The 14,032-nt window shown below is 68.3% G+C and carries 10 protein-coding genes and 1 riboswitch; of the genes, 1 reads left to right on the top strand and 9 read right to left on the bottom strand.

Annotated elements, in window-relative coordinates; translation table 11 throughout:
* Positions 1–38 precede the first annotated feature (38 nt).
* Positions 39–1,454 carry an amidase gene (locus ACQPYM_RS19280; RefSeq protein ID WP_433022546.1) on the top strand — a complete coding sequence of 472 codons (1,416 nt, stop codon included), beginning with the start codon at positions 39–41 and terminating at the stop codon, positions 1,452–1,454.
* Here the strand turns inward: ACQPYM_RS19280 and ACQPYM_RS19275 are convergent.
* The 9 genes from ACQPYM_RS19275 to ACQPYM_RS19235 form a co-directional block, all read right to left on the bottom strand.
* Positions 1,425–3,182 carry an IucA/IucC family protein gene (locus ACQPYM_RS19275; RefSeq protein WP_433022544.1) on the bottom strand — a complete coding sequence of 586 codons (1,758 nt, stop codon included), beginning with the start codon at positions 3,180–3,182 and terminating at the stop codon, positions 1,425–1,427. The genes ACQPYM_RS19280 and ACQPYM_RS19275 overlap by 30 nt on opposite strands.
* On the bottom strand, positions 3,179–4,471 hold the full coding sequence (locus tag ACQPYM_RS19270; RefSeq protein WP_433022542.1) for a lysine N(6)-hydroxylase/L-ornithine N(5)-oxygenase family protein: 1,293 nt from the start codon (positions 4,469–4,471) through the stop codon (positions 3,179–3,181). The genes ACQPYM_RS19275 and ACQPYM_RS19270 overlap by 4 nt, the downstream gene beginning before the upstream one ends.
* 1 nt (position 4,472) lies before the next feature.
* Positions 4,473–5,015, bottom strand: a complete 543-nt coding sequence (locus ACQPYM_RS19265) for a GNAT family N-acetyltransferase (RefSeq protein WP_433022540.1) — start codon at positions 5,013–5,015, stop codon at positions 4,473–4,475.
* On the bottom strand, positions 5,015–6,664 hold the full coding sequence (locus tag ACQPYM_RS19260; RefSeq protein ID WP_433022538.1) for an IucA/IucC family protein: 1,650 nt from the start codon (positions 6,662–6,664) through the stop codon (positions 5,015–5,017). Before ACQPYM_RS19260 ends, ACQPYM_RS19265 begins: the two co-directional genes overlap by 1 nt.
* Entirely contained in the window at positions 6,661–8,166 is a 1,506-nt protein-coding gene (locus ACQPYM_RS19255; RefSeq protein WP_433022536.1) for a pyridoxal phosphate-dependent decarboxylase family protein, read from the bottom strand. Before ACQPYM_RS19255 ends, ACQPYM_RS19260 begins: the two co-directional genes overlap by 4 nt.
* A gap of 164 nt (positions 8,167–8,330) precedes the next feature.
* On the bottom strand, positions 8,331–9,629 hold the full coding sequence (locus ACQPYM_RS19250) for a serine hydrolase domain-containing protein (protein WP_433022534.1): 1,299 nt from the start codon (positions 9,627–9,629) through the stop codon (positions 8,331–8,333).
* Positions 9,626–12,496, bottom strand: a complete 2,871-nt coding sequence (gcvP, locus tag ACQPYM_RS19245) for an aminomethyl-transferring glycine dehydrogenase (protein ID WP_433022532.1) — start codon at positions 12,494–12,496, stop codon at positions 9,626–9,628. The genes ACQPYM_RS19250 and gcvP overlap by 4 nt, the downstream gene beginning before the upstream one ends.
* Positions 12,497–12,567: 71 nt before the next feature.
* Positions 12,568–12,666, bottom strand: a riboswitch (glycine riboswitch).
* Positions 12,667–12,687: 21 nt separating this feature from the next.
* Complete coding sequence (locus tag ACQPYM_RS19240; protein WP_433022530.1) at positions 12,688–13,305, bottom strand: MerR family transcriptional regulator; 618 nt, start codon at positions 13,303–13,305, stop codon at positions 12,688–12,690.
* Between the two features lie 226 nt (positions 13,306–13,531).
* Entirely contained in the window at positions 13,532–14,023 is a 492-nt protein-coding gene (locus tag ACQPYM_RS19235) for a bifunctional nuclease family protein (protein ID WP_433022528.1), read from the bottom strand.
* Positions 14,024–14,032: the final 9 nt, after the last annotated feature.

Genomic DNA, 14,032 nt, shown 5'->3' with positions numbered 1-14,032 from the left:
GGCCCGCCCCGGGCGGGTTATTTTCGTACGCTCGTCGGGTGACCGAAGACGCCGCGGACCTCAGCCTGGTCGAGATTCTCGATCAACTGGACGGTCACAAGCTCTCGGCCCGCGAACTCGTCACCGACTGTCTGGACCGGATCGAGAAGTCCGAGCCCGAGATTCGCGCCTTCGTCACCAGGACGCCAGAACTGGCGATGGCCGCCGCGGACTCCGCGGATGAAGCTCGTGCGCATCACCGGACCGTGGGCGTGCTGGCCGGCGTTCCGGTGGCGGTCAAAGACCTGTTTCTGACCAATGGAATCCTTACCACAGCGGGAAGCAAAGTCCTCTCTGCTTTCTATCCCGAAGAGGACGCAGCGGTCTGGGAGCGGTTGGCTGGGGCGGGGGCCGGCCTGCTGGGGAAGACCGCGACTCACGAGTTCGCATACGGCACCGGTTCCGCGTTGACCCGGAATCCCTGGGACATCCGGAGAAGTCCTGGAGGTTCGTCCGGCGGATCGGCTGCAGCGTTGGCCATGCGGATGGCTCCGTTGGCGATCGGTACAGACACCGGTGGCTCGTTGCGGATTCCGGCCGCGGCGTGCGGGGTATCGACGTTGCGGAGCGGCGCCGGCCGAGTGTCGCGGTTCGGCGTCATCCCGCTGAGTCGGTCGTTCGACGTCAGTGGACCGATGGCTCGGCGGATGCTCGACGTGTCGCTGGTGATGCGAGTACTGGCCGGCTTCGACCCGCGAGACCCGGGCAGCAGGGACGTTGCCATCCCGGCGTACCCGCTGGCACCACCCTCGGATCTGGGCGGTGTGCGGATCGGCTTGCCGATCGAGATGTCGTGGAAGGAAGTCGACGAGCAGTTGGCCGACGTCTGCCGAGACGCCTTGGGAGAACTGGTCCTTCGGGGTGCCGAACTCGTGGAGATCGGCACCCCGACCCTTGCCGAACAGATCCTGCGAGATTCAGTCGGAGTGTTCGACACGATCACGACGGTTGAGGCCTTGGAGGTTCACGATCAGCTGCTGCGTCCGCACAGCCACTTGTACACGCCGCAGGTTCTCGGGCGGGTCCAGATGGGTGCTGGCATCACTCCCGAGCGGTATGCCGAAGCGCAGCGTCTTCGCGGGCTCTGGGAGGACAGATGGCGGCAGATCATGGCCGACCATCGGCTGAATGCGATCGCCCACCCGACCCTCGACGCACCGCCTCCACTGCTCACTACGACAGGTGAGCCGAAGGGCCCGCACATCCGCCTTTCCGTGCCTTGGTCGGTAGCCGGCTTCGCTGCCCTCAGCGTCCCTGCTGGCCTGGATGAGCGAGGTCTCCCAGTAGGCCTCTCACTCGCGGGACTACCCGAGCGAGAGGGCGAGTTGCTCGGCCTGGCAATCGTCATCGACGAAGAGCTACAGAGCTGGCGTAAGCAGCCCAACTCACCACGGGCGGCTCGGGGGAATGCCTAGTATCTCGTACAAGGGGTTGGGCATTTGGCCGGTTACTGGGATGGGTGGGCGGGTGTCCAGGTCGGTGTAGCCGAGGGTTAGGCGGTAGCCGTTCAAGGGGTAGCGGGCGAAGGTTTTGTCCAGGAGGGCTGTTGCGGTTAGGCGGTCGAGGTGTTCGGGGTGGGCGGTGGTGTAGGCCTCGATTTCGCCGCGGAGTAGGCCCCAGAAGGTGTCTGGGGTGAGTAGGTCGGCTTCGGAGAGGATGTCGGCCAGGGGGTTCAAGACGCCTAGGAAGAGGGCGTCTACCAGGTACTGGCGGAGGATGTGCCAGGGCTTGCGTGGGAGGACTCGGTCGTGGGTGTCGGGTTCGGGGCCTCGGGCCGGGATGGGGGTGGTGGAGATGTTGATGTCGTCGACCAGGTCCTTGACGACGAGGCGGGTGGGGACGCCTTCGGGGCCGCAGATGATCGAGAGGTTTTCGCCGTGCGGGTTCACCGTGATGCCGTAGTGGTGCATCAGGTGGAGTAGTGGGCGGACGAGAGTGGAGATGAGTTCGGCTACCCAGGTGGTGGCGTCAGCGGTGGAGGCGGCGATCATGGCGGCCACCAAGGGCTCGCCTGCTGCGTCTCGGTGTAGTACTGCGGCCAGCGGCCATGCCGTCTCGCCCGCCTGCAGGCGTGGCGTCAGCGGGTCTCGCCAGATGCAGCCGAGCGTCTCAGTCCACTGGTAGGGCACGCCCTCCGAGAGCTGCGGGTGGCGAACAGTCACCGACGCGACCTCACCCAGCAGTTCGGTCCCCAACCGGTTGAACACCTCGTCGCGATACCAGAGCCCTCGCAGCCACTGGGTCACCATCGGGGCCGCCAGAGTGCAGTGTGCCGGGATCCCGCGATACACCGAGGTGTTGAGGATCTTCAGTGGCAGTTTCACCTGGTAGCGCAGGGGTTGCGAGACGTTCACCATCGTCCGGATCGACTGCGTGGGCAGGTATTCGTCAGGCCCCTCCCCCAGTACCACGATCTCGCCAGTTGCCAACTCACGAGCCCACTGCGTCCGTACTACGTGGTCAAGCTGCCACGGATGACAAGGCAGCCACACATACGAGTCCGGGTCGACCAGTTGCGAGCGGAACGCTTCAAGTGCTTCCGGCGAAAGCTCCCGGCCAACCACCGCGTGCTCCGACAGCTCCGGGGTCCCCCGGAACTCGGCCAGCCCGCGACGTACGGCCAGCCAGACCAGGCGGAGCGGAGTACGGGCTTCGGGGGTGTAGCGGAGGCTGTCGGCGGCGGAGAAGCCTAGGCGGCCCTTGTTGGCCACCAGGAGTGGGTGGCCGGTCAGGTGACCCTCTAGCTCCGAGTGCGACAGGCCTAGGAGGTCTGCGTTCGGCACGGCAGTAGAGGCCATCCGTACGTCGGCAGCGAGCGTGCTCGACAGCTCGGCCACATAGCCGGCCACTGTGGACCCGGCGAGCCCCAGGATCCCCGCTGCGTCCACCAGGAACTGCACCGGGTCAACAGCCTCCTCACTCTCGTCGTTGCCGAGAATGCCGGTGGCAGTACGCCGTACCGAGCCGGGGACGACCTGGTAGCTCCCGAAGGCGCCACGCGTCGCGGAGAACGTGTAGGTCGCCGGGCCGAGCACAAGCCGCTCACCGTCGGACCCATCACCGTCGGGCTGCAGGAGGTCCTCCGTGCAGAGCTGCGAGATCAGCTGGGCCAGCAGTTCCGTGGACCGCTCTGTCCAGCTCATGCGGGGACGGAGAAGGTCGTGAACGCAGTGGACTTGGGCAGCCGGAAGATCTCGCGTCCGGCAACGCTGTTGAGGATGGTGGCGTTGCGGATCGCCCCGATGCCCAGGTCGGGTGCTGCAACACCGTGACTGTGCAGGTCCGCGTTCGCCACGAACAGCCTGCCGGTCAAGGGATCCTCTGTACCGACACTGTGATCCCGGTTGACCACCCAGCGCCCGGCCGCGTCCTTGTGCACCAGCGGCTCCAGCGCTGACAGGAACGGCAGCGGCCGGTTGCGGTAGCCAGTAGCGGCCACCACTGCGTCTGTCACGTGCTGGAAGGTTCGGCCGCTGTCAGCGTGCCGCATGGTCAGCTCGATCCCGTCAGCACGGGCAACCGCCGACTCCACTGCCACCCCGACCTGCAGCTCCACGGGCGCCACAGCCGCAGTACCGAGGTCGCGTTGGTAGAGCACGTCGTGGATCTCCTCCAACGTGTCCGAGGAGATGCCCTTGTAGTGCCGCCACTGGTCCTTAACCAGCTTGTCGCGCACCGGCTCCTCCAACGCGTGGAAGTAGTCGACGTACGACGGTGTCGTCATCTCCAGCACCAGCTTGGAGTAGTCCAGAGGCGTGTACGCCGCTGTGCGGGTCAGCCAGCTCACGCCCGGCCCACCAGCTGCGTTGGCCCGCAGGAGGTCCAGCGCGCACTCTGCGCCCGACTGCCCCGATCCGACGACTGTCACGCGTCCTGCGCGCAGCAACTCGTCCCGGCGATACAGGTAGTCCGCAGAATGCAGGAACCTCTCCTCCGGCAAGTCGGCCAGTGCAGCCGGTACTGCGGGCTCAGTGCCGACACCCAGCACCAGGTGCCGAGCCCTGAACACCTCGACGGACCCAGCGCGCTCCACGGTCAACGCGAAGACATCACCGTCGAAGACCACCTCGGTCACCTGATGCCCGAAGTGCAGTGAGTCCAGTTGCGCAGCACACCAGCGCAGGTAGGCCTCGTACTCCAGCCGGGTCGGGTGGAACTTCTCCCGCACGTAGAACTGGTACAGCCGGTCGTTGTCCCGCAGGTACGACAGGAACGACAGCGGGTGCGCCGGTTCCACCAGGCTGACCAGGTCGGCCAGGAACGACACCTGCAACATCGCGTCGTCGAACATGAGGCCGCGATGCCAGGTGAACTCCGGCCGGCCGTCCAGCACGGCCAGGTTCACCTCGTCGACACCACTGGCCAATGCGGCCAGGCCGAGGTTGAACGGCCCGCAGCCGATCGCGATCACGTCGTACGGGGCGGTAGTCATCTCAGGCCTCCACTGCGCGGTTGCGCATCATCAGTAGTGCTGTCTTCTCGGGGAGCTGTAGCTCCCCCTGGGGGTCGAAGCCGGCAGCTCCGAAGGCGCGTACCGAGCCGACATTGGTGATGTCCGGCTCCGCGACCACCCGCGTGCACCGGGGATCGGCCCGGAACAACGCGTCGGTCAGCGAACGCAGCAACCTGCGACCCAGTCCCTTGCCCAGACGTCCGGGGTCGCCGATCGCCACGTGCAGGCCCCAGTCGTGCTCCTGCCAGTCGTAGTACTCGGCGAGCCTGTCGTGCCGCACGCGGTACAGCTCGACGTAACCGAGGTCGTCGCCGTCGATCGAGGTCAGGCAGGGGATGGAATGCTCACCCGCGGCCTGGTTCTCGATCTCCTGCGTCCAGCGCTCCACCGACCAGTGCTGTTCCCACCACTTCTCGATGTGAGGCTGGGCCATCCACCAGGCGACGGTCGAGGCGTCTGCCGCGGTTGCGGGCCGCAGGTCGAAGCCGTTGTCCAGGTGCAGCAACGGCGCGACATCACACATCACCGTGCGTCCAACCGAAGGGGGTTCGGCACCTCCAGGTAGACCGACTGCGCGTCCAGGGGCGCCACTACCTCGTCGATACCGCGCAACCTGGTCATCATGTTCGCCTTGCAGGGCAGCTGGTCCGCGGAGAGCCAGCGCTGCGCCAGACGATCCCCATCCGGCCCGGCAGCCTTCAATGACGGCAGTGCCTCCGACAGCCGGTCACGGACCACACCGAGCAGCTTGTCCTCGTCCGCGAGCCCGTCAACGGCCAGCGAGCCCACGACGGCCAGCGCCTGGTTGTGGAGCATGTAGTAGGTCAACCGGTCGTCCACGATGGCGTCTTCCACCACGGCCAGCGTCGAGTCTGGCAGGCCGGTGACCTCGAGCAGACCCTTCAGGTACGACGAGGCAAGGTAGTAGCCCTGGTTGTCCCGATAGGCCCCGCCCACAACGCGCCCGGCGTCGTCCAGGCGAACGAGAGTGTTCTGCTGGTGGGCCTCCAGCCCGATCCCCGTCTCGGCGTACAGGTGGAGCATCGGGACGAGTAGCTCATCCACGTACGACGCCACCCACGCCTCTGCCCCGCCATCGCCATGCCCAGCGACAGCATCGCCTAGACGGCTGAGCTCTCCAGGCCGCGGCGCTACCAAGCCGGCCAGACACATGTAGTCGTCAATGCCAGCCGGTACTTCGCGCACAGCGACGTCCAGCCCGGTCAACAGAGGGCCACCCTCATCCAGCGCGATCCAGGCCGGGTCGCGCACGATGGAGAACCGCGGATGCGCAGTCGCAGTACCGGCGTCGTAGGCGGCATCCAGGAGCCGGTTGATCTCCAGGCCGCGGCGCAGCTCGGTCGGCGTCGACTCGCGCCGGGAGTTCGTGATGCGCAGGCCCAGTGAGAGCTTGAGCATCACGGGCAGGTCCGGGTGGTAGACCGTGCGCAGGCTCGACGTCGGGTACCACTGGGCACCCAGCGGGCCCAGCGGCTCCATCCGACCGTCAGCGATCAGTGCGGCGACCCGTGGGCGCTTGACCAGGTCAGCGGCCTGCCACGGATGGGCCGGCACCAGGACCCGGCCGTCGGGCGGAGTGATACCGGCCAGCGCGGCCATCAACTGCGGGGCGTCCAGTCCCTGCAGCGATGGCGCGCCGGCCACCTGGTCCGACGAGACCAACTCGGCGTCGATCGCGAACCAGTGCACCGCGAAACGGCCACCGAGCTCCGGCGAGTACTCCGCCAGCTCGGCCCCGCTCAGTCCGTCCCGGCTCTTCGGAGCCGGGTGGTTCAGATGGCCGTACAGCAACGCCTGCTCGCCCTCGAGGAAGCGGCCGGGGCCGTACTCCACCGGCTCGGCCACGAAGGTCGCCACGTTGCGGACCGACTCCGCCGTCCGGGCGGCCAGGTCGTCGATCTCGCCCGGGTCCGCATCGACGGACAGCAACCGCACGAGGCGCTCCGGCGTCACCGGTACGTCGTCCACGCAGACGTCGGTGAACTGGTGCAGCCCGGTCCTCGACGCGTGCAGCACGGTGGCCGTCACGGTCGAGTCGCCGACCTTCAGGGTCAGCAGACCGGGGTCGACGGAGACGGAGGTCTCCCGGGTGTAGCAACGCAGGATCGCGTTGAGGTGGGCTTCGGCCGATACCGCGGCTGGTGAGATCACGCTGCTCCCTCGCAAGACAGAACGTCGTGGCCGGTCGCCACGACCTGGTCGAGCAGTTCCCCGATGTCCGTCGCGGTGGCGTTCGGGTTGAGCAGCGTCAACTTCAACGCCACCGCCGCCGGCCGGCCACCGCGGGCCGGGATCCTGGTCCGGCCGATCAGCACCCGCCCGGACGTCAGCAACCGGCGCCGGACCTCACCCTGGACGGCATCGAGCTGACCCGCTGTCAGCCCGTCCGCCGCCAGTCCCCGCCCCGCGATCCGGAACAGCACCGTGGTCAGCGTCACCGGCGCCAGCAACTCAAGGTTGCTGTCGGCAACGATCCTGGCCGCGGCGGCGTGCGCGAGCTCGTGACAGGTGTCGAGCATCCTGCCCAGTCCGGTCCGGCCGTATGCCGTCAGCGTGGTGGCGACTTTCACCGCGTCCGGCCGCCGGGTGGTCTGCAGGCTGCGGCCCAGCAGGCCGTCCAGCCCGGAATCGATGTCATCGGAGGGGTTCAGGTAGTCCACCGACCGGCCCAGTGCGGCGAACCGCTCCCGGTCCGCGACCAGCAGCATGCTCGTCGCCGCGGGCTGCCAGCCGATCTTGTGCAGGTCGAGCGTCACCGAGTCGGCGGCCGGCAGCTCGGCCAGCAACGGCGCGAGCCGGTCCGAGAACAACGCGCCGAACCCGTACGCCGCATCGACGTGCAGCCAGACACCGTGCCGGCGAGTCAGCGCGGCGATGTCCGCGATGGGGTCGACCGAGCCGTAGTCCGTCGTACCGGCGGTGGCGACCACCGCGACCGGCGTCCGGCCGGGCTTGCCGAGCTCGTCGGCGAGGATGTCGGGGCGCATCCGGAAGTCGGCGTCGCCCTGGATCGAGATGGCCGCGTCCTCGCCGAGCCCGAGCGCCGCGCACGCGCGCTGGACCGAGAAGTGAGCGAACTCGGAGCAGAACACGACCGGCTTCTCGAGACCGTGCAGGCCGTCGGCCCGGACGTCGATGCCGACGGCCGCCGCCGCGCTGTCGCGGGCGATCAGCAGCGCGAGCAGGTTGGAGATCGAGCCGCCAGGCGTCAGCACGCCGTCGGCAGTGGGACCGAAGCCGGCCATACCGGCCAGTGCCTGGACCACCCATCGCTCGATCGCGAGCGTCGCCGGACCGGAGTCGTAGGTGTCCATCGACGCGTTGCTCGCGGACGCCAGCGCATCGGCGTCGACGGCGACCTGGAGCACCGGCGGCTGTAGGTGGGCCGCTGCGTGGGGGTGGCTCAGGTCGATCCCGTCCTGGTCGAGCAGACCGGCGATGAGGTCCAGCGCGGCCGACTCGCCGACGCCGGTCGACGGGACTCGCGGCGCGCCCAGCAAATCCGCAGTACGCCGAAGGACGGTGGCCGGCGTACCGGCCGGCAGTGGGCCGCGGTGGCGGTCACTCACTGCCGAGGCCAATGGCCAGCGGGGCCGGCCATCCACCCCCTGGTCGCTATCGATCGGGCTGTGCAATGCGTCGACGGACGGCATCCAGCTTCTCCTGGGAAAGTTGTTGAGTAAGGCAGCCCTTACTTAGGTGGCCCTAACTTACTAACCTCGGAGCTGTGGGTGTCAACCGGGGTGCTGTGCGTGATGTCACACATGCGAGAGCCGCCGCCCGGCCCTGCCCGGAGCGGCGGTGGTTGGCGAACGACTCAGCGACCGTAAGGGGTCCGGGTCAACGTGAAAGTCGCCACATTCAGATGTGTGATGGCGTCGCCCTCGCGGACGACGCGAAGCTTCTCGCCGGCGAAGTAGCCGTCCCGGCCGCGATAGAGATCGGGACCGAGCGGCGAGAAGCGGCAGGACATCGCTCCGGACAGCTGCAGGATGCCGCCCGAGACGGACATCGTCAGCGGCGTGTTGCCCCAATACCAATGCCCCAGCAGTTCCCCGCCCTGAGCGAGCTCCGGCTCGGGCAGCCACTCGGCCGGCAGCGGCGGCTCGTACGTCGCGAGCGTGCGCATCAGGTCGAGCGGCACCGACGCGCACTTCCCGTACGTCGCATTGCCCAGCGTCACGGCACCGATCCGCCGGGCCCGGTCGACGAACAACCCGGCCAGGAAGCCAGGCATCGACCCCGTGTGTCCGACGAACAGGTGTGGGTCGTCGGCATGCAGCCGCAACCCCAACCCGTACGACGCGGTCAGCGCCTCGCGCGGATCCGATGCCGCCGGCGCGGCCATCTCGTCGACGGTGTCCCGGTTGAGGATCTCGTAGCCGGGATCGATCCAGAACGCGGCGTACTTCGCCAGGTCCTCGATCGTGCTCCACAACTGCCCGGCCGGCGCCATCGCCATCGAGTCGTACGCCGGCTCCGGCTCGAGCCGGCCACTGAACGGATGCACCGAGAACCCCTGCGCGGCGGGCGCCACCGGGAAGTACGTCGTACGGCGCATCTCCAGTGGGTCGAGGATTCTCGACGCCACCAGCTCCATCCAGGGGGCGCCGCGCAACCGGGCGGCGATCTCACCGAGCAACGCGTAGCCGAGGTTCGAGTAGTGGTGCCGCCGGTCGGGTTTGCCGGCCGCCTGCGACTCGTCCATCGCGGCGGTCAGCTCGTCGAAGGAGACGCCCGGATTGCGTTCCCACCAAGGGCCTTCGGGCTCGGCGTTCATCCCACCCGAGTGCGCCAGCAGTTGCCGAACACTCAGGTCACCGAACGCCACCCCCGGAAGATGCTTGCCCACGGCATCATTCAGGGTGAGCAAACCGTCGTCGCGGCACTGCATGATCAGTACCGCGGTCAGCGTCTTCGTGATCGACCCGATCCGGTACTGCACGTCCGGCCCGGGCGCCAGCCCTTGCCCGTCCGCGAACTGCCCGCGCGACCCCGTCCACACCAGTGCGCCATCCCGCAGTACACCGGCATTGATCGAGGGCAACCGCCACTCACTCTGGGCTGCCGCAACGTCGGCGTACAAGGCTGCGGCAGTGTCAGGGCGAAGCGTCACTCAAAGGCCTCCGGGGAAGGGCAGGAGCAGATCAGGTTGCGGTCGCCGTAGGCGCCGTCGATCCGGCGGACCGGCGGCCAGTACTTCGTGGTGCGGTCGACCGACTGCGGGAACGCGGCCTCTTCGCGGGTGTAGGCGTGCTCCCACTTGTCGTTGATCACCGACGACGCGGTGTGCGGCGCGTTCACCAGCGGGTTGTCGCCGGCCGGCCACTCCCCCGCCGCGACCCGGTCGACCTCGTGCCGGATCGCGATCATCGCGTCGCAGAACCGGTCCAGCTCGCCCAGATCCTCGGATTCGGTCGGCTCGACCATCAGCGTGCCCGCGACCGGGAACGACATCGTCGGCGCGTGGAAGCCGTAGTCGATCAGCCGCTTCGCGACGTCGTCGACGGTGATCCCGGTCTCCTTGGTCATCGGCCGCAGATCCAGGATGCACTCGTGCGCGACCAGGCCGTTCTCACCGGTGTAGAGCACCGGGAAGACGTCCTCGAGCCGCTTGGCCACGTAGTTCGCGGTCAGCACCGCGGCCTTCGTCGCCGAGGTCAGCCCTTCGGCGCCCATCATCCGGATGTAGGCCCAGGAGATCGCCAGCACGCCGGCCGACCCGAACGGCGCCGCGCTGATCGGACCGACGCCCGACTCGGGGCCGGCCTGGTCGAGCAGCGGGTGGTTCGGCAGGTACGGCGCCAGGTGCTCGGCAACCGCGACCGGACCGACACCCGGACCACCGCCGCCGTGCGGGATGCAGAACGTCTTGTGCAGGTTCAGGTGGCTCACGTCGCCGCCGAACTCACCGGGCTTGGCCAGCCCGAGCAGCGCGTTCAGGTTCGCGCCGTCGACGTACACCTGGCCGCCGTGGTCGTGGACGATCTGGCAGACCTCGGTCACGCTCTCCTCGTACACGCCGTGCGTGGACGGGTAGGTGATCATGATCGCCGCGAGCTTCTCGGCGTGCTCGTCGGCCTTGGCGCGCAGGTCGGCCAGGTCGATCGTGCCGTCGTCGTTGCCCTTGACAACAACCACCTTCATCCCGGCCATCACCGCGGAGGCCGCGTTGGTGCCGTGCGCGCTGGCGGGGATCAGGCAGACGTTGCGGTCTTCGTTGCCCTGGGCCCGGTGGTAGCCACGGATCGCCAGCAGACCCGCGAGCTCACCCTGCGAGCCCGCGTTCGGCTGGATCGAGACCTTCGCGTACCCGGTCACCTCGGCCAGCCAGCGCTCCAGCTGGCCGATCAGCTTCACGTACCCGGCGGCGTCCTCGATCGGCGCCAGCGGGTGCATGTCGGCGAACTCCGGCCAGGTGACCGCTTCCATCTCGGTGGTCGCGTTCAGCTTCATCGTGCAGGAGCCGAGCGGGATCATGCCGCGGTCGAGCGCGTAGTCGTAGTCCGACAGCTTGCGCAGGTAACGCAGCATCGCCGTCTCGGACCGGTGGGTGTTGAAGACGGGGTGCGTCAGGTACTCCGAGGTCCGGAGGACCGTCTCGGGCAGGCTGCCGCCGCCGAGGGTCGCGTCGTACGTGACTCCGAAGGCGCGGCAGACCCGGCCGAGCGCGGTGGCGTCGGTCTTCTCGTCGCAGGAGATGCCGACATGGTCCGCGTCGACGAGCCGCAGCCAGATGCCGTTCTGACGGGCGTTGTCCACGACGTCAGCCGCCCGGCCGGGCACGCGAGCCAGCACGGTGTCGAAGAACTGCTCGTGCACAACCTCGACGCCACCGGCCTTGAGCGATGCGGCGAGGCTGTCCGCGTTGCGGTGCACCCGGTCGGCAATCGCCTTCAGTCCGTCAGGACCGTGGTAGACGGCGTACATCGAGGCGACGACGGCCAGCAGCACCTGCGCAGTACAGATGTTGGAGGTCGCCTTCTCGCGACGGATGTGCTGCTCGCGCGTCTGCAAAGCCAGCCGGTACGCCGGTGCACCGTCCGCGTCAACCGAGACGCCGACCAGCCGGCCCGGCAGTGAGCGCTCGAGGCCGGAACGCACGGACATGAATCCCGCGTGCGGGCCACCGTAGAAGAGTGGGACACCGAAGCGCTGGGACGAGCCGATGACGATGTCGGCCCCGGCCTCACCCGGCGCTTCGAGCAGCGTCAGGGCGAGCAGGTCGGACGCGACGGCGACGAGGGTCTCCCGCTCGTGCGCCGCGGCGATCAGCGGCTTCAGGTCGCGGACGACACCGCCGGACCCGGGGTACTGGACCAGGAACCCGAAGAAGTCGCCCTCGGGCAGTCCGTCGGTCGTGTCGGCGGCGACGACCTCGATGCCGAGCGCCTCGGCCCGGGTCTCGACGACGGCGATGGTCTGCGCGAAGCAGTCGGCGTCGACCAGGAAGCGGTTGCTCTTGCTCTTGCGGTTGGAGCGGTGGGCCAGCGTCATCGCCTCAGCGGCGGCGGTGCCCTCGTCGAGCAGCGACGCGTTCGCGGTCGGCAGGCCGGTCAGGTCCGACACGACGGTCTGGAAGTTCAGCAGCGCCTCCAGCCGGCCCTGCGAGATCTCCGGCTGGTACGGCGTGTAGGCCGTGTACCAGGCCGGGTTCTCGACCAGGCGGCGGACGATCACCGACGGGGTGAACGTGCCGTAGTACCCCTGGCCGATCATCGAGGTGGCGACGGTGTTGCGCGCGGCGAGCTGGCGCAGCTCGGTCAGCGCGTCGACCTCGGAGGCCGGCTCGGGCAGCCGGAGCGGCTCGGTCGACCGGATCGACGCGGGCACGGCGGCATCCACCAGCGCGTCGACATCGGCGTACCCGAGGGCCTGTACCATCCGGGCGACCTCGTCCGGGCGCGGGCCGATGTGCCGGTCGGCGAACACCGCCGAGACCGGCGACTGGGGCGTTGGGGTGGAGGAATCTGACGCAGTCATTGAAGAGGCTCCGTTGCTGACAGTTGCCGGTGGCCTCCCCCTCTGTCACGCAGCGCACGCTTCAGAGTCGCCTAAGGCACTCGGTCCATGGGCCTGAGAGGTTCCGGGGAGGAATTGCCCCTTCGGCGCCCAGCCAAACAACGTTGCTGAGACTCTCCCGAGTGCTGTGTACGGCTGTGGTCGAGCGTACCTCAGCCGGTCATCCGGGCGCGGCGACGGGCAGCCAGCTCGTCGTTCGCGTGCGCCTGGTCGGTCTCGCCGTGCGCGTCGAGCCGCTCGGTCGGCAGCTCCGACAGCGAACCCTCGACCTCCCGCCAGACGCCACCGAGCGCGATCCCGAAGACCCCCTGGCCGCCGGCCAGCAGATCGATGACCTCGTCCGGCGAGGTGCACATGTAGACCGAGGCGCCGTCGCTCATCAGCGTGATCTGGGTCAGGTCATCGATGCCACGCTTGCTCAGGTGGGCGATGGCACTGCGGATCTGCTGCAGCGAGATGCCCGCGTCGAGCAGCCGCTTGATCACTTTGAGCAACAACACGTCGCGGAAACCGTAGAGCCGCTGGGTGCCGGAACCGGTGGCCGGACGCACGGACGGCGAAACCAGCCCGGTCCGGGCCCAGTAGTCCAGCTGGCGGTAGGTGATCCCCGCCGCGGCACACGCGGTCGGGCCGCGGAAACCGACGTCGTCGGGCATCGGCGACAGGTCGTCGTCGAACAGCAAACCCTGGACGCCGGCGCTGGCGGCCGCCTCGGCGTGTGCTTCGGACGTCGACTGCGCCGTCAGATCAGTGTCGCCGGTGCGTGTCACGCCTGAGCCTCCCTGGGTACCGACTGGAACGGATCACATCCGTGGAGTTACAACACCCCACAACTCCTTCAAGGTAAGCCGCCACCCAGGCCCGGTCAACGACAACCGCCCCGAGCCGGAGGCGTGTCGCGCCACCGACACGAATCGTTACCTGTCCGGCCTTGTACCACCCTGACTCAAACCGGCTGTCACGACCTCTCCGCCGGCAGCCGAGGGAGCCTGCTGGTCAGCTCTTGTCGAAGTCTTCCGGGGTGACCTGGTCGAGGAACTCGCGGAAGCGTTCGACCTCTTCCTCTTCGACCACCTCGTCGTCCTCGTTCTCGCTGTCCGGGACGGGGATGCCGGCCTCGGCCAGGATCTCCTCGGTGCAGAAGACCGGGGTCCCGGTGCGCAGGGCCAGCGCGATCGAGTCGGACGGGCGGGCGGAGATCTCGGTCTTGTCGTCGAAGACCAGGATCGCCTCGAACACGCCGTCGGTCAGGTTGACGATCCGGACCTGGCTCAGGGTGTGACCGAGCATCCGGATGGTCTCCGCGAACAGGTCGTGGGTCAGCGGCCGGGGTGGTTCCATCCCCTGCTGGGCGAAAGCGATCGCGCTCGCTTCGGCCGCACCGATCCAGATCGGCAGGTACCGCTCGCCGCCGACCTCCCGGAGCAGCACGATCGGCTGACTCGAGGGCATCTCAACCCGGACTCCGACCACGTCGACTTCGCGCACACGTCCAGC

Origin of the sequence: Kribbella sp. CA-294648, from assembly GCF_050943845.1 — a bacterium.
GTDB lineage: Bacteria > Actinomycetota > Actinomycetes > Propionibacteriales > Kribbellaceae > Kribbella.
This window is presented reverse-complemented; position numbering and strand designations above follow the sequence as displayed.

Bases quoted from the DNA above. Each gene is read 5' to 3' on its own strand.
- ACQPYM_RS19265 (WP_433022540.1), bottom strand. From the start codon at position 5,015: ATGTGTGATGTCGCGCCGTTGCTGCACCTGGACAACGGCTTCGACCTG.
- ACQPYM_RS19275 (WP_433022544.1), bottom strand. From the start codon at position 3,182: ATGAGCTGGACAGAGCGGTCCACGGAACTGCTGGCCCAGCTGATCTCG.
- gcvP (WP_433022532.1), bottom strand. From the start codon at position 12,496: ATGACTGCGTCAGATTCCTCCACCCCAACGCCCCAGTCGCCGGTCTCG.
- ACQPYM_RS19255 (WP_433022536.1), bottom strand. From the start codon at position 8,166: ATGCCGTCCGTCGACGCATTGCACAGCCCGATCGATAGCGACCAGGGG.
- ACQPYM_RS19270 (WP_433022542.1), bottom strand. From the start codon at position 4,471: ATGACTACCGCCCCGTACGACGTGATCGCGATCGGCTGCGGGCCGTTC.